At 73.9% G+C, this 17,560-nt stretch carries 14 protein-coding genes; 6 read left to right on the top strand and 8 right to left on the bottom strand.

From position 1 onward, the window contains the following. Window positions 1-46: 46 nt before the first annotated feature. Window positions 47-3,373, bottom strand: a complete 3,327-nt coding sequence (locus ACZ4VT_RS17920; protein WP_467950680.1) for an FtsX-like permease family protein — start codon at window positions 3,371-3,373, stop codon at window positions 47-49. A gap of 277 nt (window positions 3,374-3,650) precedes the next feature. On the opposite strand from ACZ4VT_RS17920, the gene ACZ4VT_RS17915 reads away from it, so the two are divergent. Continuing rightward, entirely contained in the window at window positions 3,651-4,421 is a 771-nt protein-coding gene (locus tag ACZ4VT_RS17915; RefSeq protein WP_467950678.1) for an ABC transporter ATP-binding protein, read from the top strand. Here the strand turns inward: ACZ4VT_RS17915 and ACZ4VT_RS17910 are convergent. Continuing rightward, window positions 4,411-4,797 (bottom strand): hypothetical protein, encoded by a 387-nt coding sequence (locus ACZ4VT_RS17910; protein WP_467950675.1) that lies wholly within the window; start codon window positions 4,795-4,797, stop codon window positions 4,411-4,413. The genes ACZ4VT_RS17915 and ACZ4VT_RS17910 overlap by 11 nt on opposite strands. Window positions 4,798-4,940: 143 nt before the next feature. Next, on the bottom strand, window positions 4,941-5,255 hold the full coding sequence (locus ACZ4VT_RS17905) for a VOC family protein (RefSeq protein ID WP_467950673.1): 315 nt from the start codon (window positions 5,253-5,255) through the stop codon (window positions 4,941-4,943). Between the two features lie 629 nt (window positions 5,256-5,884). Here ACZ4VT_RS17905 and ACZ4VT_RS17900 point away from each other — a divergent pair. Then, window positions 5,885-7,078 (top strand): serine hydrolase domain-containing protein, encoded by a 1,194-nt coding sequence (locus ACZ4VT_RS17900; protein WP_467950671.1) that lies wholly within the window; start codon window positions 5,885-5,887, stop codon window positions 7,076-7,078. 524 nt (window positions 7,079-7,602) lie between these two features. Further along, window positions 7,603-9,189, top strand: coding sequence for a glutamate synthase subunit beta (locus tag ACZ4VT_RS17895; protein WP_467950669.1), 1,587 nt, complete (start codon window positions 7,603-7,605; stop codon window positions 9,187-9,189). A 73-nt stretch (window positions 9,190-9,262) separates the two neighbouring features. Here ACZ4VT_RS17895 and ACZ4VT_RS17890 read toward each other — a convergent pair whose 3' ends face one another. From ACZ4VT_RS17890 to ACZ4VT_RS17870, 5 genes are all read right to left on the bottom strand, one after another. Then, complete coding sequence (locus ACZ4VT_RS17890) at window positions 9,263-9,709, bottom strand: hypothetical protein (protein WP_467950667.1); 447 nt, start codon at window positions 9,707-9,709, stop codon at window positions 9,263-9,265. 176 nt (window positions 9,710-9,885) lie between these two features. Beyond that, complete coding sequence (gap, locus tag ACZ4VT_RS17885; protein WP_467950665.1) at window positions 9,886-10,884, bottom strand: type I glyceraldehyde-3-phosphate dehydrogenase; 999 nt, start codon at window positions 10,882-10,884, stop codon at window positions 9,886-9,888. 128 nt (window positions 10,885-11,012) lie between these two features. Then, window positions 11,013-11,966, bottom strand: coding sequence for a GlxA family transcriptional regulator (locus tag ACZ4VT_RS17880; RefSeq protein WP_467950663.1), 954 nt, complete (start codon window positions 11,964-11,966; stop codon window positions 11,013-11,015). Between the two features lie 108 nt (window positions 11,967-12,074). Next, a complete protein-coding gene (locus tag ACZ4VT_RS17875) occupies window positions 12,075-13,979 on the bottom strand; it encodes an ATP-binding cassette domain-containing protein (protein ID WP_467950661.1) in 1,905 nt (634 codons plus the stop codon). A gap of 614 nt (window positions 13,980-14,593) precedes the next feature. Then, window positions 14,594-15,214 (bottom strand): TOPRIM nucleotidyl transferase/hydrolase domain-containing protein, encoded by a 621-nt coding sequence (locus ACZ4VT_RS17870; protein WP_467950660.1) that lies wholly within the window; start codon window positions 15,212-15,214, stop codon window positions 14,594-14,596. 81 nt (window positions 15,215-15,295) lie between these two features. Here ACZ4VT_RS17870 and ACZ4VT_RS17865 point away from each other — a divergent pair, with 81 nt between their 5' ends. The 3 genes from ACZ4VT_RS17865 (at window position 15,296) to ACZ4VT_RS17855 (ending at window position 17,461) form a co-directional block, all read left to right on the top strand. After that, window positions 15,296-15,778 (top strand): hypothetical protein, encoded by a 483-nt coding sequence (locus tag ACZ4VT_RS17865; protein WP_467950658.1) that lies wholly within the window; start codon window positions 15,296-15,298, stop codon window positions 15,776-15,778. 140 nt (window positions 15,779-15,918) lie between these two features. Further along, complete coding sequence (locus ACZ4VT_RS17860; protein WP_467950656.1) at window positions 15,919-16,725, top strand: class E sortase; 807 nt, start codon at window positions 15,919-15,921, stop codon at window positions 16,723-16,725. A 196-nt stretch (window positions 16,726-16,921) separates the two neighbouring features. Continuing rightward, window positions 16,922-17,461 (top strand): hypothetical protein, encoded by a 540-nt coding sequence (locus ACZ4VT_RS17855; protein WP_467950654.1) that lies wholly within the window; start codon window positions 16,922-16,924, stop codon window positions 17,459-17,461. The last annotated feature ends 99 nt before the right edge of the window (window positions 17,462-17,560 follow it).

Raw genomic sequence — 17,560 nt, 5'->3', positions numbered from 1 at the left:
GGCCGTGGCCCGGACCGCGGGGCGGGGGCGGACGGGGGCGGGGTGGTCACATCTCCTCCACGGGACGCAGCCGGCCGGCGATGTCGCGGCCCCGGGGGCCGCTGAGCAGGGCCGACAGCAGGGGAACGGCGGCGATGGCGGCGGCCGTGAGCAGGGTCTGCCAGAACGGCAGGTCCACCCGTACGGGCGGGAACGGCCGTCCGGCGGCGGGTGTCAGCACGACCAGGGGCGCCATCAGATGCACGAGGGCGACCCCCAGTCCGGTCCCGACGGCGGTCCCGATGACGATCAGCACCCCGCCTTCGGCTGCGGATGCCAGGGCCAGCGACCGGCGCGGGGTGCCGAGCGCGAGCAGCACCGAGAACTCCCGTCCGCGCACACGTCGTTCGGCGGCGGTGGACGTCGCGAAGCCGATGGCCGCCAGGACCGCGCACGCGGCGGCGAGGGCGGCCAGCGCACTCTGCGGGCCGGCGCTCAGCGGGTCCTCCAGCAGGCGCGCGGTGATGTCCTCACGCAGCTCGACGCGCTCGGTCCTGGACCCTTCGCGCAGCGCGGTAGCCGCGCGGGCCGGGACCGGATCGGCGGCCGATGCGGCGGGCAGCCACCACTCGGTGGGCGGGGCCGGCTGCCGGCCGGCGGACTCGACCAGGAACCGGCCGAGCGTGCGCAGGTCGACGGCGAGCCCCGACCGTCCGGCCACCGGGAGGGAGTCGACGGCGGCGGTGATCCGCATCGGGACGGTCGCCCCGTCGAGCGTGACGGGGACGGTCGCCCCCACGGAGGCACTGATGGACCGCAGGTAGCCGGTGGTGGCGACCGCCGGGACCGCGGCGGGGGCGGGGGAGGTGGACGCCGGGAAGAGCACGGCGCTGACACCCTTCTCGGTGCCGGCCCCACCCCAGAACCGGACCTGCAGGTGGTCCGTGGAACCGGCCGGAAGCGGGGAGAGCGCGGGGGCCCGTAGGTTGCGCGGTCCCTGCGGGGGAGCGGACCGCCAGCCGCCCGTGGCCGAGGGTCCGGGCGCGTCGACCGCCGTCGCCGCGCCGTCCGCGGTGTCGCAGACGCCGATGCGGCGCAGGGTCAGTTCGCTGCCGTCGCCCGCGGGGCCCTCGTCCCCCGCGTACGAGAGGCGTATCCCCGCCAGGGTCAGCGGGGCCGCGGCCGAACCGACCGGGGCACCGGTCAGGGAGTCCAGGGGGAAGGTGAGCGTGGCGTCGCCGCTGGTGGGCAGCGTGACCGAGGGCGTCCCGTGGGTCGCCCCGAACCGGTCGCGCAGCAGCAGGCTCACGGCCGCCCAGCTCGTACCGGCGGACCGTACCGTCACGCCGAGCTCGATCCGGCGGGGAGAACCCGGCAGGGCGACACCGGGAGCCTGCCCGGGCGCGGCTCCGGCCGCGCCGGTGGCCGTGGACCCCGGCAGGGTGTCCGGGCCCTGCGCGGCGAGCGGGGCGAACAGTTCCCGCATTCCGTGGCCGCCGCGCAGGTCCGCGCGCAGCGGTACGGCTTCGGCCACCTTGGCGGCGTCCACCGCGAGGACGTCGGTGGTGCCCCCGCCGGGCAGCGGCTGCGCCTGGCGGGCCACCGGAATCAGACGGTCCGAGCCCGGCAGTGCCGCGTAGCGTCCGCCCTGTCCCATCGGGGGCATGCTGCTCCCGGAGATCCGCAGGCCGCCGGCGGTCATGAAGTCGGCCTGGTCGCGCTGGGACTCGGACCAGGCGGTGTGCTGGCCGAGGGCCAGGATCCCGCTGGAGACGGCGAGGACGAGCAGCAGCACGGGCCCGGTGCTCCGGCCGGGCCGTCGCGCGATCTGCCAGCCGAACAGGGCCGGGCCGAGGCCCCGGCCGCGCGCGGCCAGCCGTCCGCCGGCCCGCGCCGCGAACGGCAGCAGCCGCAGGACCAGCAGGGTGCCCCCGCACAGGGCCAGGGTCGGGGCGGCGACCAGGACCGGGTCGATGCCGAGCCCGCCGTCGGCGGGGGCGTCGGGCCCCTGGGAGTCCGTACCGCCGTACCGCGACAGCTGCTGGTAGCCGAGGACCGCGAGGACGATCACGGCCAGGTCCAGGCCGGAGCGGGCGGCGCCCGCCACCAGTGCCTGCCTGCCGCCGGCGCGGCGCAGGACGGCGGCCGAGGCGCCGCGCAGGACGGAGGGCAGCGTCGTCAGCAGGACGCAGGCGAGGGCGCAGCCGGCGGCGACCGGCCAGACCAGCCAGGTGTCCCGGATCTCCAGGTGGACCTTCCCGAGCGGTCCGAACCGGCCGAACAGGCGCAGCAGGGGCGGGGTGAGCAGCGGTGCCAGGACGGCGGCCGGCAGGGCGAGCAGCAGCGACTCGGCCGCGCCGAGCGCGCCGAGGCGGCGGCGGGAGGCGCCGCGCGCGGTGAGCAGGACGCCCTCCGGTTCCTGGCGCACGGTCAGGATGTGGGAGACGAGGAGCAGGGCGGCGGCGGAGAGGACGGCGAGCTGGAGGGCTCCCACCATCAGGGTGGACCGGGCGACGAGCATGCCGGAGTCCAACTCGGAGAGGAGTTTCGGCAGTTCGGTGGCGGCCCGGAGGGAAGTGGTGCGTTCGAGGGCGTCCCCGGCGGGCTTCGCCGCGGACCGGACGGCCTCGGCCTCGGGGGTGCGGACCGTGCGCAGGTCCGGGGTCAGCAGCGTGAGGCGGTAGTTCTGCAGGAGGCCGCCGGTCGTGAAGGCGCTGTCGTCCACCAGGAGCGGGCCGTAGGTGGCGAGGGAGCCGGACTGGATCTCCCGGCCGCCGAGCGGGTCGAGCCGCCAGTACCCGGCGTCCGGATCGGAGGCCCGGTACACGCCGGTGACCAGCACGGTCAGCGCGGCGCCGTCGAAGCGGTCGTCCAGCCGGACCGGTGCGGGCAGCGCGGACTCGGCCAGGCCGAGCCGGGCCAGCGCCGCGCGCGGCACGGCCACCTGCATCGGTGAGGCCGGAGTGCCGGTCCCGGTTGCGGTGACCGGTGCGGGCCACTGGCCGGCGAGCAGCTGTACGTGCTCCCGGCCGAGTGCGGCGAGCAGGGTCAGGTCGGCGTCGTGGCCCGAAGCGGCCGCGCCGGGGAGTCCGTAGGAACGACTGCGGGCCACGCTCTCGGCGGTGACCGGAAGCCGCCCGAACACCTCGTCCGCGTAGGCCCGGAGGGACTCGTCGTCCTTGGCGCGGGAGGAGGCCGGATGGCCGCTGGTGACCACGACGGTGGTCCGGGCCCGTTCCGAGCCGGTCAGGGCCTGCCGGAGCCCTTCCTCCTCCACGCCACGGGTGAATGCCGTGAGCGCGGTCAGAGCGGTCGCGGTGATCAGTACGGTGAGCAGTACGGCGACGGCGAGCGGCCATCGCCCGCGCAGCCGGCGCACGACGAAGCCGAGCACGTGTTGAATTCCCTCCCCCGTCCGGACCTTCGGTACCGGATAGCGGACGATGCTGTCAGATTCGAGCCAGAGAGGGAAGGGGCTTGCGTGATGGGTGCGACGGATGCGCAAATGCGATCAGAAAGCTGCAACGGGAGCGGGTGCGGGCCATCGGACCGGGCACTCCACACGGACCACCGGACCACACGGACCACACGGACCATGCGGACCAGGCAGAGAACGCGGACAACACGAACGGTGCGCACGATGCGGGCAACTCGACGGGGGAGTGCAGGCGATGAGTGACAACCATCAGGAACCGGTGGCGGCGGCGGTTCCGGCGGCCAGGGAAGGCACCACCCCTGCGATCGTGGTGGTGGACGACCTGCACCACAGCTTCGGCAGCGGACCGCAGGCCGTCCACGCCCTGCGCGGCGTGTCCTTCGAGGTCCGCCGCGGCGAACTCACCGCTCTCAGGGGCCGGTCGGGCTCGGGCAAGACCACCCTGCTCAACCTCGTCGGCGGCCTCGACGCCCCCACCGGCGGCCGGATCACCCTCGACGGCACCGACCTGGCGACCCTTGGCGAGGCGGACCTGCTCGCCCTGCGCCGCGACCGCATCGGTTTCGTCTTCCAGTCCTTCGGCCTGATCCCGGTCCTCACCGCCGCCGAGAACGTCGGCGTCCCGATGCGACTGCGCCGCATGCCCGCCAAGGAGCGCGAGGAGCGCGCCCGGACCCTGCTCGCGCTGGTCGGCCTCGCGGACCACGCCGAGCAGCGCCCGGGCGAGCTCTCCGGCGGTCAGCAGCAGCGCGTCGCGGTGGCCCGCGCCCTGGCCAACGAGCCCGACCTGATCATCGCGGACGAACCCACGGGCCAGCTCGACTCGGAGACGGGCCGCTCGATCATGGAACTGCTGCGTGCGGTCGTGCGCAGCGAGGCGGTCACCATCCTCGTCGCTACCCACGACCCGAACCTGATCGAACTCGCCGACCGGGTCGTGGAACTGCGCGACGGCCGCGTCGTCGGCACCGCCGCGGGCGAGGACGCCGAGCCGGTCAGCCGGTGAGGGTGACGCAGGGCAGACCGACGCTGGCGTTCCCGCGGAAGCCTTCCGCGCAGATCCGGGTGCCCGCGGGGAAGTGCCGCTGTGGGTACGCCTGGTCCCGGTAGGTCCTGAACTTGGCCACGTCCTCGACCTTGGTGTTGGCGCTCCAGCCGTTGGTGCTCCACACCCGTGCGCGGATGCGGTTCGGCTGGTTCGTGTTGGTGACCGACACCTCCACCCGGCCCAGATAGGTGCCCGTGTCGTAAGTCTCGATGCAGACGGAGTGGTTGCACCACTTGCCGTCGGCCACCGCGGACGGTCCAGTGGCGATGACGCAGCCGAGCGCCGCGGCGGCTGTTGCGATGCCCGCGCCGATCTTCTTGGTGATGGAGTGCATGGCAGACGACCTCACGCATTCTTCCCGGGCCGTGGCGTGGCACGGTCCCGGTCGGCAGATGTCCCCCGGGGCCGGACGGCCCCGGGGGACCAACGCCGGACAAGATCACGAGTTACGCGGCCCGGCTCGCCCGTGCGTCCGGGTCAGGTCGCGTGGAGGTCGAGGGTCCGGCCGTCGGGGTCCGTGAGGAGGTGGCGGCCGGGCGTGAGAGGCGGGGTCGCGGCGGCGCCGGTGAGGGTGAGTCCCAGGCGAAGGGCACCGGTCTCGCGGTCGGGGCGGGCGGGGTAGATCTCCAAGACCGCGCCGTCCGCCAGCGTGGCCGCGTAGTGGCGCGGGCCCCGTCCGTGCTGCTCGCTCGCGAAGCGCAGGCCCAGGTCCTCGTAGAAGCTCCGGCACTCTTCGAGCCGGGGCGAGTACAGGACGAGCAGTGTGGCGCGGATGCCGATCGGGTCGCTCATGGTGCTCCGGGCGGGTTGCGGGTTGCGGGCTGTGGGTGGCGTGCGTGCGGCAAGAGCCGTTGCCGGTCCGGGCGGCCTTGCGGTGGGGTGATGCCCGGGGCCCCGCCAGCATAGTTACCGCTCAAGCCGGAGGCGCCGGAAGGTTCGTTCCGCGGCGCCCGTCCGGCTCGGCGCCCATGCCGCGGCCGGTTCAACTGCCGTTACGCCCCGCTCGCCGGGCCTCTCTACCCTCCTCCTGTCCTTCACCCGACCGAGGGGAACCCGGTGTCCTTCGCCCTTTCCGTCCGCACGGCCGCCCTGCCGGCCGCCGTCCTGGCCGCACTGGCCCTGCCCCGCTCCGGCTCACGTCGCAGTCGCAGCCGCAGCCGCAGCCGCATCCGTCACGGCCACGGTGGAGACCGCCCCGGTCTCGCACAGCGGCGACGCCGCCGACGACCCCGTCGTTGCTGCCCGGATGCGGTGGGCGTCTCGCCTCCGGTGCCGCAGCCGGACACGAGGAGCGCGCCGCGGGCCCCCGCAAGGGCCGGATGGGCTACCGCCGGCCCTTGCCCGGCCGTGTCGCCGCCGGCGTCGCCGGTGCTCCTGTCATCGTGGGCCACCGCGCTCAGTCGTCCCCGGGAGGTACCTCCGTGTCCCCACGCCCGTACGGCCGCCCCCGCCGGATCCGCCCGTCACTGCGCCTGGCCGCCGCCACCGCCGTGTGCGGCGCCCTGCTCGGCGCCACCGTGCAGCCCGCGCAGGCCGGAGCCGACCGCACCCCGGCGCCCGCGTCCTCCCTCGACCGGGAACTGCGGGAGCTCGTGGCGCGCCCCGACGGGCCTCCCGGTGTCATCGCCGTCCTGCGCGACGGAGACCGTACGAAGGTCCACCGGGCGGGCGTGGCCGACGTGGAGAGCGGCCGACCGCCGAAGGCGACCGACCACATGCGGATCGCCAGCGTCGCCAAGGCCTTCAGCGGAGCGGTGGCCCTGGTGCTCGTCGACCGCGGCCGGCTGCACCTGGACGACACGATCGGCGAGGTGCTGCCCGCCCAGCCGGCCGCGTGGCATCAGGTGACATTGCGTCAACTGCTCAACCACACCAGCGGTTTGCCCGACTACTCGGAGTCCGACGGGTTCATCGACATCGTCTCCGAGGACCCCCGCCACCGGTTCGACTCCCGGCGCCTGCTGGATTTCGTCGCCGGCGAGGACCTCGCGTTCCCGCCGGGCAGCCGCTACCAGTACTCCAACTCCGACAACATCGCCATCGCCCTGATGGCCGAGGCCGCCACCGGACGCCGGTACGAGGCACTGCTGCGCGAGCTCGTCTACGAGCCGCTGGGCCTGAACGAGACGAGCCTGCCCCAGGGGTACCGGCTGCCCGAGCCCTTCCTCCACGGCTACCAGATCGACCCGCAGGCCGGCCCCGTCGACGTCAGTGAGGCCATCAGCGCCTCGGGGGCGTGGGCGGCCGGAGGCATCGTCTCGACGCCGAAGGACCTGACCGCGTTCATCCGTGGCTACGCGGGCGGTTCGCTCGTCTCGGAGCGCACCCGCCGCCAGCAGTTCACCTTCATCCCCGGCGCGCTGTCCCAGCCCCCCGGCCCCGGCCGCACCGCGGCCGGCCTGGCCATCTACCGCTACACCACGCGCTGTGGAACGGTCTACGGCCACACCGGCAACACGCCCGGTTACACGCAGCTGGCGGCGGCCACGGCGGACGGCCGGCGCTCACTGACCTTCTCGATCAGCACGCAGACGTCCCTCGACAACAACCCCGGCCTGCTCGCCCGCGTCCGCAAGGTCCAGGAGGACTTCGTCTGCGCCCTGCTGCGCGGCTGACCCCGGCGGCCACGGAGCCGGGGTCGAGGCGCGCGCCACCAGCCCCGCCCGCGCCGTCACTCTTCGGGTGCGGGCAAACCGGCAAGACCGGTGTCGCGCAGGATGCGTCCGACGGTGTCGTAGAGTCCGCTCGCCGCGCCGATGACCGTCTCCGATCGGCTTGGTCGCGTGCCGGGCGAGCGTCACCTCGAAGGGCACGTCCAGGTGGTAGCCGTGGGTCGAGCCGCGAGTGGTCGGCGCGCAGCCGGCCGCGACCGACGATGTGCCCGAGGCGCTGTTCCCGCGCAGCAGGCCAGCCGGGTGTCCGGGGTGCCCACCCTCACTCGCGCAACGCTACCCGCCCGCGCCGTCGCGCAAGGGTCGGTCGTCACCTTCCGCGCCCGGCCGTTCACCGGATTTCCTTCACCCGGAGCGCTGGCGCGAAGGCGGCGTAATCTGGTCGAACCGCCACAGAATGCGCGTACGAGGAGCATGGTGCGCCGCCCGCGCCGTGCCCCACCGCGAACGATCCAGGGAGGCGGCGCGTGACCGATCCGTTCGGCTTCCTCAGGATCCCCCGCGAGGCCGTTCCGGCCCGGCCCGTCGAGGAACGGCTGGGCGACTGGCACGAGGTCCACGCGGGCCAGGCGCTGCTGCCGCTCGTCTCCCGGCAGGCCGACCGCTGCATGGACTGCGGCATTCCGTTCTGCCACACCGGCTGCCCCCTGGGGAACCTCATACCCGAGTGGAACGCGTACGCCGCCCACGGCGACTGGCGCGCGGCGTACGAGCGGCTGCACGCGACCAACAACTTCCCGGAGGTCACCGGCAGGCTCTGCCCGGCCCCGTGTGAGGACGCCTGCGTCCTGACGATCAACGCGGACCCGGTGACCATCAAGAACGTCGAGCAGGCGATCGCCGACGAGGGCCTGCGGCGCGGCTACCTCACCCCGAGGCCGCCGGAGAGGCGCAGCGGCAAGACGGTGGCCGTCATCGGCTCCGGTCCGGCCGGACTCGCGGCAGCGCAGCAGCTGACCCGGGCCGGGCACGCCGTCACGGTCCACGAACGGGCCGACCGGATCGGCGGACTGCTGCGCTACGGCATCCCCGAGTTCAAGATGGAGAAGATCCACCTGGACCGCCGCATCGAGCAGATGCGGGCCGAGGGCACGGTGTTCGTCACGGGCACGGACATCGGCGGCGCGGCCGGCCTCGCCGCGGGCCCCGCCGCGGGTCACGCGGTGGGCGCCGGCGCGGCAGAGGGCACCGGCGGGGCGGCCGGCACCAGCGCCGCCGAGCTGCGCGGCCGGTGCGACGCCGTCGTCGTCGCGATAGGCGCCGGAGAGCGCCGGGAACTACCGGTCCCCGGCCGCGCCCTGCACGGCATCCACCAGGCCATGGAGTACCTGACCTGCGCCAACCGGGTGCGGGAGGGCGACTACGCCGTCTCGCCCGTCAGTGCCGAGGGCCGGCACGTCGTCATCGTGGGCGGCGGCGACACGGGCTCCGACTGCCTCGGTACCGCCCTGCGGCAGGGCGCGATCTCCGTGGTCCAGCTCGACATCAACCCCGAACCCGGCACGGGCCGCACCGACGGCGAGCCCTGGCCGGTGTACCCGAAGACTTACCGGATCTCCCACGCCCACGAGGAGGCCCGCGGGTGCGAGGGTCGCGACCCCCGGCTGTTCTCGTCCGCCACCCTGCGCTTCGAGGGGGACGCCTCGGGCCGGGTTCGGGCGCTGCACCTGACCGCCGTCGAGCCGGTGGCCCGCAGCCCCCTGGCCGGCTCCGAGCACGTCATACCGACCGGACTGGTGCTGCTGGCCCTCGGCTTCTCGGGCCCCGAGCGGGCCGGCGGCCTGCGCGAGCAGCTGGGGCTGGAACTCGACGAGCGCGGCAACTTCGCGCGCGACGCCGGTTTCGCGGCGGGCGGCGGAAGGGCGCCGGGAGTGTTCGTCGCCGGCGACGCGGGCCGCGGCCAGTCACTGGTGGTGTGGGCCATCGCCGAGGGCCGGGCGGTGGCCGCGGCCGTGGACCGCTACCTGACCGGCTCCACCTGCCTCCCGGCTCCGGTCGCCGCCCATGACCGCCCGATGACGGCCCTGGGGCGCCTGCGGTACGGGGACTTCTAGCCGCTCGTACGCGGCGAGGGGCCGCCACCGTACGGGGGGGATGACCCCACCACCGGCGAAAATACGCCCCGCGTCACAGATTTGGGTTCGGTACCCCCCCGGAGAAGAAGCACTCCCACGGGACGGGCACGCCCGGGACGGGTCCGTCCGGAAGCCGTACGCCGTCGGGGAGGGGCGCGTCGTTCGGGACGGGCTTGGCCAAGGGGTCGTCGCACGGCGCCGTGATACAGAACCAGGTACGGCTCCGGGGCGGATCGATGCGGATGCCCGTATCGGTGCCGGCGTCGCCCTGGCGGGACCCGAAGAGGGACTCCGCGGCGCGCCCGATGAGCAGGTGCTTGCCACTGTTGTCGCTGCCTCCCTGATCATCGGGGGCCACGACGCGGTCATCGGCCACGGCGGCCCGCGGGGTCTCCGGGGCGGCGGCGAACGCGCTGGTCGGGACCAGCGCGCCGCCCACGACCACGGCGGTCGAAGCGGCCAGGGCGAAGAAGCGCGGGGTGCGGAAGAGGTGGGTCATGGATGCTCCCGGGTTCGAGGTGTGGAGGGGGAACCTCCAGTAGGCCCCGCCCCGCCCCGCACGGTCACGTCCCTGAAACCCGTGGCTTGACGTACTCACGGCACTCCGCTAGCCGCGTACGCCCCTCCGGCCGGCCCGTGCGGCCGGCCGGAGATCCGCCGGTGTGCGCTGCCGGCTCAGCGGGTCGCGAGGAGGGTGAGGGTGTCGATCACGCGGTTCGAGAAGCCCCACTCGTTGTCGTACCAGGCGACCACCTTGACGTGGCGGCCGTCGACGCGGGTCAGCTCCGAGTCGAAGATCGACGAGGCGGGGTTGCCCGTGATGTCGGAGGACACCAGCGGGTCGTCCGAGTACTCCAGCACGCCCGCCAGCGGACCCTCCGCGGCGGCGCGGTACGCCTCCAGGATCTCCTCGCGCGTCACGTCACGGGCCACCGTCGTGTTCAGCTCGACGATCGAGCCCACCGGGACCGGTACGCGGATCGAGTCGCCCGACAGCTTGCCGTCGAGCTGCGGCAGCACCAGGCCGATCGCCTTCGCGGCTCCGGTCGAGGTCGGCACGATGTTGACGCCGGCGGCACGGGCACGGCGCGGGTCGCGGTGCGGGCCGTCCTGCAGGTTCTGCTCCTGCGTGTAGGCGTGCACCGTCGTCATGAAGCCGTGCTCGATGCCGGCCAGGTCGTCCAGTACGGCGGCCAGCGGAGCCAGCGCGTTGGTCGTGCACGAGGCGTTCGAGACGATGGTGTGCAGGGCCGGGTCGTAGGTGTCGGAGTTGACCCCGTACGCCAGGGTGACGTCGGCGCCGTCGGACGGCGCGCTGACGAGCACCTTCCGCGCACCCGCCTTGACGTGGGCGCGGGCGGCCTCGGCCGAGGTGAAGCGGCCGGTGGCCTCGAGCACGATGTCGACACCGAGCTCGGCCCACGGCAGCTGCGCCGGCTCCCGCTCGGCGAGCACCTTGATGCGGTGACCGTCGACGACGAGGACGTCCCCGTCGACGGTCACCGGGCGGCCGAGCCGGCCGGCGGTGGTGTCGTACGCGAGCAGTCGTGCGAGGGTGGCGGGCTCCGTCAGGTCGTTCACGGCGACGACCTCGAGGTCGCTGTCGCGTTCGAGGAGCGCGCGGAGCACGTTGCGCCCGATGCGGCCGAATCCGTTGATGGCAATGCGAGTCATGAGCGATGTCCCTTTCGTTCGCCATCAGGTTCGCGTCCGGCGCGTGCCCGCGACAGCGGCGTGATCGCCATGGTTCAAAAGGATCCCGCCACGGAGGAGTGGCGGGCCGATCGCCGGCCGATCCGCTGTCAGCCCTGGGTGAAGGTGCGCCGGTACTCGGTCGGGGTGGTGCCGAGGATCCGCTGGAAGTGCAGGCGCAGGTTCGCGCCGGTGCCGAGGCCCACGTCGGCGGCGATCTGCTCGATGCCGCGCTGCGAGCGTTCGAGCAGCTCACGGGCCACGTCGACACGGGCGCGCATCACCCACTGCATCGGCGTGTAGCCGGTGTCCTCCGCGAAGCGTCGCGAGAACGTGCGGGGCGAGACCCCGGCGTGCCGGGCCAGTGCCTCGAGCGTGAGGGGCTCGCCGAGCCGGTGCAGCGCCCACTCGCGTGTGGCGGCGAACCGCTCGCCGAGCGGCTCGGGCACGCTGCGCGGCACGTACTGCGCCTGGCCGCCGCTGCGGTAGGGGGCGGCGACCAGGCGCCGGGCCGCGTGGTTGGAGGCGGCCACGCCGATGTCGCCCCGCAGGATGTGCAGGCACAGGTCGATGCCGGAGGCGGCGCCGGCCGAGGTCAGCACCCTGCCCTCGTCGACGAAGAGCACGTTCTCGTCGACCCGGACCAGCGGGTGTTTCGCCGCGAGTGCCCGGGCGTAGTGCCAGTGGGTCGTGGCGCGTCTGCCGTCGAGCAGGCCCGTGGCGGCGAGCGCGAACGCGCCCGTCGAGATGGCGGCGAGCCGCGCGCCCCGCTCGTGGGCGCCGATCAGCGCGTCGATGACGGCCCGCGGCGGATCGTCGCGGTCCGGGAACCGGTAGCCGGGGACGAACACGATGTCGGCCCACGCGAGGGCCTCCAGCCCGTGGGTCACGTGGTACGCCAGACCGTCCCCGCCGGCCACGAGCCCGGGCGCCGCCCCGCACACCCGCACCTCGTACGGCATGCTCGCCCGGGTCGTGAAGACCTGCGCGGGGATGCCGACGTCGAGCGGCTTGGCGCCCTCGAGGACGAGGACGGCGACACGGTGGAGACGGGAGGCTGACACGGCCTCGAGCGTACGCGGCACCCGGGCCCGGCCCCGCCCCGCCGCCGGGTGCGCGGGCGGTGCTGCGGAGCGCACAGCCGGGGGTGGGCTCCGCAACGCCTCATGTCGTCAGCGGTCCTGGGAGAGTTCGTACAGCTCGCGGAACCGGCCGCCGTTCAGGGACAGGAGCTGGTCGAAGGGGCCTTGTTCCACGATGCGGCCGCCGTCGAGGACGACGATCCGGTCGGCGAGGCGGCAGTTCTCCATCCGGTGCGTGACGATCACCGTGATCCGGTCCTCCTTCATGTCCCGCAGGCCGGAGAAGACCATGTGCTCCCCGCGGGGATCCATGGCGCTCGTCGGTTCGTCCATGACCAGCAGGCCCGGCTTGCGGTGGAAGGCGCGACCGCAGGCCAGTCGCTGCCACTGGCCGCCGGAGGGTTCGTGGCCGCCCCAGACCGAGCGGGCCAGCAGCGTGTCCAGCCCGTCGGGGAACTCCTCGACGGTCGTCCGCATGCCCACGGCGTCCAGCGCCTCCCACACGGCCTCCTCGCCGCGGGGGTCCGGCCGGCCGAGGGTGATGTTCTCCCGCGCGGAGAACGGCCAGTACCCGTAGGACTGGGTGACGAGGCCGACGTGCGACCAGGCGGAGCGCTGATCCGCGTCGGACGTGGGCACGCCGTCCCAGGAGACGGTGCCGGAGGTCGGGGCGGTCAGGGAGGTCAGCAGGCGGATGAGGGTGGACTTGCCGGCGCCGTTCTCGCCGATGACGGCGACGACCTCACCGCGGGCCAGCGTCAGCGAGACGGGGCCGAGGGCGGGGGCGTCCTTGCCGGGGTAGGTGTACGAGGCCTCCTCCAGCCGGATCTTCTCCGGGGCGCTCTCCATCACCTGCGGACCGCGCGGGCCGGACTTCTCGGCGGCCTCCTTGACGAAGGTGGTGTAGTCGCCGAGGTAGAGCGCGTGCTGGAACATGGCCGCCCCGTAGACGACGAGCTGTGACAGGGCGGCGGTGGAGGTGCGCATGGCCAGGATGGCCGTGCCGGCGGCGGCGATGACCATGTAGCCGCCGATGACGAGCCCGGCGAGCGCCCCGTACGTCGCCACGACGAAGACCCCGGACGCGGTGGCGGCGATCAGGTGGACGACGAGGTAGCGGGGTGCGGAGCTGACCATCCTGGAGTCGATGCGCTCGCAGACGGCCGCGTACCAGTGGTGGGCGTACGGCCGCATGCCGTTGCCGCGCAGCTCGTCGGCGAGCTTCGGGGTGGTCAGGTGCCAGCGCATCATGTGCTTGATGTTCCGGGAGGCGATCGTCTGGTTGTGGAGGCGGTAGTCGAGGCGGGCGGCGTACACGGAGCCGAGGCCGCGGGGAACCACCGACAGCAGGAGCAGCGGCAGCAGAACGGGGTGGACCACGGCCAGGACCGACGCGACCGCGACCATGTCGATCACGCCGCCGGTGAAGCCGAGGGCGTCCTGGAGGAGCATGGAGGAGCGGGCGGAGCCGGTCTCGGCGGCCTCCGAGCGCTCGGTGAAGTCGGGGGCGTCGTAGGCTGCGAGCTCCACGTCCATGTGGGCGTCGACCATGGCGAGGTCGGCGAGGGTGGCCATGCCGGGGTTGAGGCGGCGGGCCGCGCTGCCGGAGGCGATGGAGGCCAGGGCGCCGAGGGCGGTCATCGCACCGGCGACGACCAGGGGCCAGGCGGCGGCCGAGATGCGTTCCTGGACGCCCTCACCGGCCAGGAGCGGGACCATCGCCTGGGAGATCGCGGCGAGCGCTGCCGCCGTGCAGATCCCGCCGAGGATCTGGGCGGCGACCAGGACGTGGAAGGCGGTGCGGTTGACGGCGAGGGCGAGCCGCGCGGTCTGCCGGAGGGCGGAGGGGACGCGGCGGGCCATCTGGCCGAGCGACAGCGCCTCCATGGTCTCGTTGTGCTGGCCCCAGGTGTACGTGAACTCCGGAGGCGCGGGTGGGGCGGGTGGAGCGGGTGCGGTGGCGGTCTTGTCTTCCTCGGCCTGCTGCTCGGACATGCTCTTTCTCCTTCAACCGGGTTGCTGTGGAGGCCAGTTCGGCTGTACCCGCGCATGGCGAGGAGGCCCGGGTCCGCGGTGTGCGGAGGGGCCGTCGCGGGGTCGCTGCAACTGGGGGAGTGAGTACAGCGCAGGCCGGCGGCCGGAGCAGCGGGATCTGGCCGACCTCGCGGCGGCGGCCCCCTTGGCACGGCCGCTGATCGTGTCCGGGTGCCGCCGGGCTCCCGGACCGTGGGGGAGGTCAGGTTGGCTGGAACCGGCCGGTGCGGGGGTCGGGTCATCGGAAATCGCTTGCGGGCTGCGACGCGGCCCGCGTGGGCGCGGAGTACCTGCGGCCCGAGGGCGACCGGGCAGCCGGCCGGCGGCTGCCGGCAGCCGGGTGGCGGCCATGCGTCCGGGCAGGGCAGGCCGTACTCATGAGAGCGCCCTTGCGCTCGCCCCCCCGGGACCCGGACCCGGCGGTCACCACCAGGTCCTTTTCGTGATCGCGGAGTGCGTGCCCTTCGCGATCGCCCCGCTGGTGCTCCTACCTCCCCGACGCCCACGGTCTGCCGCGCGAGCTGGTCACGAGCATGCGGCAGGAGTGACGACGCGGGGTGCGCACGAGCACCGGGTCACAGGCTCGCGAGGAGGTCGTCGAGCGGAGCCGGCACCTCGTCGAGGTCCAGGGCCTCGACGAGGAGCCGGCCGTAGCGGATCTTGCGGCCCTTCTTCGTCCCGAGGAAGCGCCGCAACTGCTGCTGCCGTGACCGGCCGTGCTGCGCGGGCTGACGCACGAAGGTCTGCCAGGAGCGGAGGTCTCCCTCCGTCTCGACGACCTCCTCGACCTTCGGCGTGCCCAGCGCCCGGATGAGCTCGTCCTCCAGGTCCGCCACGCACACGAAGATCTCCCGGCGCGGCGCCCGCGCACGCGTCAGGCCGCGGTCGAAGAAGCCCTGCTCGCCCACGTCGCACAGGCCTGCCAGACGCAGGCCGAGGCCCGGTGGTCCGAGCAGGCCCGCGTATCGGGCGACGCTCATCGCCCCGCCCATCGGCACGGCGCACACCCCCTCGGCGGCCAGGTCCCGGCCACGCCGCGCGGCCAGGGCCTCAACGGCCGCGAGGTCACTGGGCCCTTCCAGCAGCACCGCCGTCCGCACCCCCAGTCGCACGGCCAGATCGCTCGCCGGCCCGCCGGAGCCGCCCCCCGCCGCCCAGCCGCTGACCTCGTCCCGGAACATGCGCATGTCCACCATGAGGCGAGTCTCCTACCTCGACCGACGGCACGACACGGAATATCGGTACCGGATGATCGCGCGAAACGATGGAATGCCCGTATGACCGAACCCGAGGCCGACGACGAACCCCCTGAGCACCGTCGCTACGCCCGCTACCTGGAACTCCTGGAAGGCGTCCCGGAGGCGGAGGAGGCCGGCCTGCTGGCGGCCGTCCTGCGCGACGACTGCGCGTCGATGGCGGAGTCCGCGGTGAACCGCCACCTGGAGCGCCGGGCCGCCCAGTTGCTGACCGACGCCCACTTCCCCGACTGGGCCCGAATGACGGCCGCGGTCATCGGGGACCGGGCCTTCCTGTCCCGCCGCCTGCGCGAGTGGATCCTCCTCAGGGCGATCGCCCTGGACGAGCCGTGGACGGCCGATGAGGTCACGGACGCGTCCGACTGGTTCCAGCGCACGGCCGCGGCCGCGCAGGCCGTCACCTCACCCGAGGCCCTCACCGTGCTCGCCGAGCGCGGGCGCACCCGTCGCGTCCGCAACGCGGCGAGCCGCCGGCTCCAGCCGCCGCGTCAACGCCGTGGCTGATCACGGTCCGGTCGGCGAGGGGGAGGGAGGTCACAGACCGGGACCCTTATGGACCTCTTGCTCCGTATGTCACTCTGGCCGCTGAACCGGGTCACCCGCCTGCCGCACGACCCGGACGACCGACCGACACGGATGCGCCCATGACCCTGCCGTTCCCTTCCCGTGCCGTCCCCGCCGTACTGACCGGCGCCGTGGCCGTCCTCATCGCGGCGTGCGCGCCCTCCGTCGCCGCCGGTACCGCGGCGCGCCCGCAGACGCCCGCGGTACCCGCCTCGGCCGCGGCTGCCCCGCCCGAGGACTCCGCGGCGTACTCGTCCGCGCCCGGAGCGTCCCCCGCGGTCACCCCGGCCGTCACCCCGGCCGTCGTCGTTCCGTCCGTGTCTCAGCCCGTGGGCCCGGGCCCGGGCCCGGGCGCCGGCGTCCCGACCCAGGCCTCGACGCTGTCCATCCCCTCGGTGGGCATCTCGGGACTGCGCGTGATGCCGTACGAGGGCACGACCGACGACGTACCGGGGACCCGCATCCAGGACCTCGGCGTGGCGGCCAGCCCGTACGGAAGGCTGGGCGGCGTCGGACCCGGTCAGGTGGGCAACTTCCTGATCACCGCGCACCGGCTCTCGGCGGGCGGTCCGCTGCGCGACCTGCCCTCCGTGGACAAGGGCGACACGGTCCTCGTGACCCTCGGGAAGGTGGAGTACACCTACGAGATCGTCGCGACCCGCAAGACGTCCTTCCGGTCGGAGCGCTCGCTCGGCGAACAGCGCGCGGCCGTCCCCGGCACGCCCGGTGCGGCCCCCACCCAGGCCATGATCACGATCTCGACCTGCGCCACGCCCGAGGATCACGCGGAGGGCAACTTCTGGAGCGACGCCCAGGGCAACCCCGAGCACCGCATCGACAAGATAGGCGTCCTGCGCAAGACCTCCACGGTCTCGCCCGCCTCCTGACGCACCCGCGGGCCCGTCGGCGCGCCGCGCGGCCATCTCGTACCGACGGGTAGTTTCCAGCCAAATACTGGTATCGCAGTGACATGCTCCTGACAGTTCAAGGTGGCTGTGGGACTCTCCGGGCACGCACTCCGCACCCTCTGAGAGGCCCAGCGCCTCGCCCACCCCCACCAGTACGTGGCATGGAGGAGCGAACATGAGGCACACCACGCCCATCAAGCACGGCACCCGCATCTCACGCATCGCCGGGATCGCGACGCTCGTCGTCGCCGCGGCCTTCGCCGGCACCGGCACCGCCCTCGCGCACACCCCCGGCGCCTCGGCCGCCGATCAGAAGGTCGACGGCGTGATCGTCGTCGCCGGCAACAGCTGCAACTGGACCAACGCGAGCACCAGCGCCGCCGCCCCGGCCGCCCTCACCGTCGACCGCACCACGATCAACGCGCCGGGAGGCAACCTGGCCTGCGGCGGCGGCATCGCCGCCTCCCTCAACAACAACCCCGCCTTCACCTTCGACGACACCGCCGGCACGGCGCGGACCGACCTGATCGACATCACCGGCAGGCAGAGCTTCATCTCCTGCCGCTACAAGGCCACGAACATCGTGTGGGACCGCGACGGGACGAGCCGGAAGTACGTCAACCGCGCCTTCACCGCCACCAAGACCTCGGGCAGCTTCCTGTGCCCGGGCTCCGTCAACACCCCGGTCGGGGACGCGTCCATGCTGTTCCGCTGAGACGACCCCTGCGGCGGGGCCCGGCCCGGGGGTCCGCCCCCAGGTCCCCGCCACCGCCTGCGCCCACTCGGGGGGCGAACCACCCCCCCCCCCAACCAG

It is taken from the genome of Streptomyces sp. NPDC029164 (assembly GCF_055563995.1).
Note: the sequence above shows the minus strand (reverse complement) of the source record. Positions and strands in the feature narration are given on the sequence as shown.

Excerpts from the sequence above, each read along its gene's own strand:
- ACZ4VT_RS17905 (WP_467950673.1), bottom strand. The coding sequence starts at position 5,255 with ATGAGCGACCCGATCGGCATCCGCGCCACACTGCTCGTCCTGTACTCG.
- ACZ4VT_RS17890 (WP_467950667.1), bottom strand. The coding sequence starts at position 9,709 with ATGACCCACCTCTTCCGCACCCCGCGCTTCTTCGCCCTGGCCGCTTCG.
- ACZ4VT_RS17915 (WP_467950678.1), top strand. The coding sequence starts at position 3,651 with ATGAGTGACAACCATCAGGAACCGGTGGCGGCGGCGGTTCCGGCGGCC.
- ACZ4VT_RS17865 (WP_467950658.1), top strand. The coding sequence starts at position 15,296 with ATGACCGAACCCGAGGCCGACGACGAACCCCCTGAGCACCGTCGCTAC.
- ACZ4VT_RS17855 (WP_467950654.1), top strand. The coding sequence starts at position 16,922 with ATGAGGCACACCACGCCCATCAAGCACGGCACCCGCATCTCACGCATC.
- ACZ4VT_RS17870 (WP_467950660.1), bottom strand. The coding sequence starts at position 15,214 with ATGGTGGACATGCGCATGTTCCGGGACGAGGTCAGCGGCTGGGCGGCG.
- gap (WP_467950665.1), bottom strand. The coding sequence starts at position 10,884 with ATGACTCGCATTGCCATCAACGGATTCGGCCGCATCGGGCGCAACGTG.
- ACZ4VT_RS17875 (WP_467950661.1), bottom strand. The coding sequence starts at position 13,979 with ATGTCCGAGCAGCAGGCCGAGGAAGACAAGACCGCCACCGCACCCGCT.
- ACZ4VT_RS17910 (WP_467950675.1), bottom strand. The coding sequence starts at position 4,797 with ATGCACTCCATCACCAAGAAGATCGGCGCGGGCATCGCAACAGCCGCC.
- ACZ4VT_RS17860 (WP_467950656.1), top strand. The coding sequence starts at position 15,919 with ATGACCCTGCCGTTCCCTTCCCGTGCCGTCCCCGCCGTACTGACCGGC.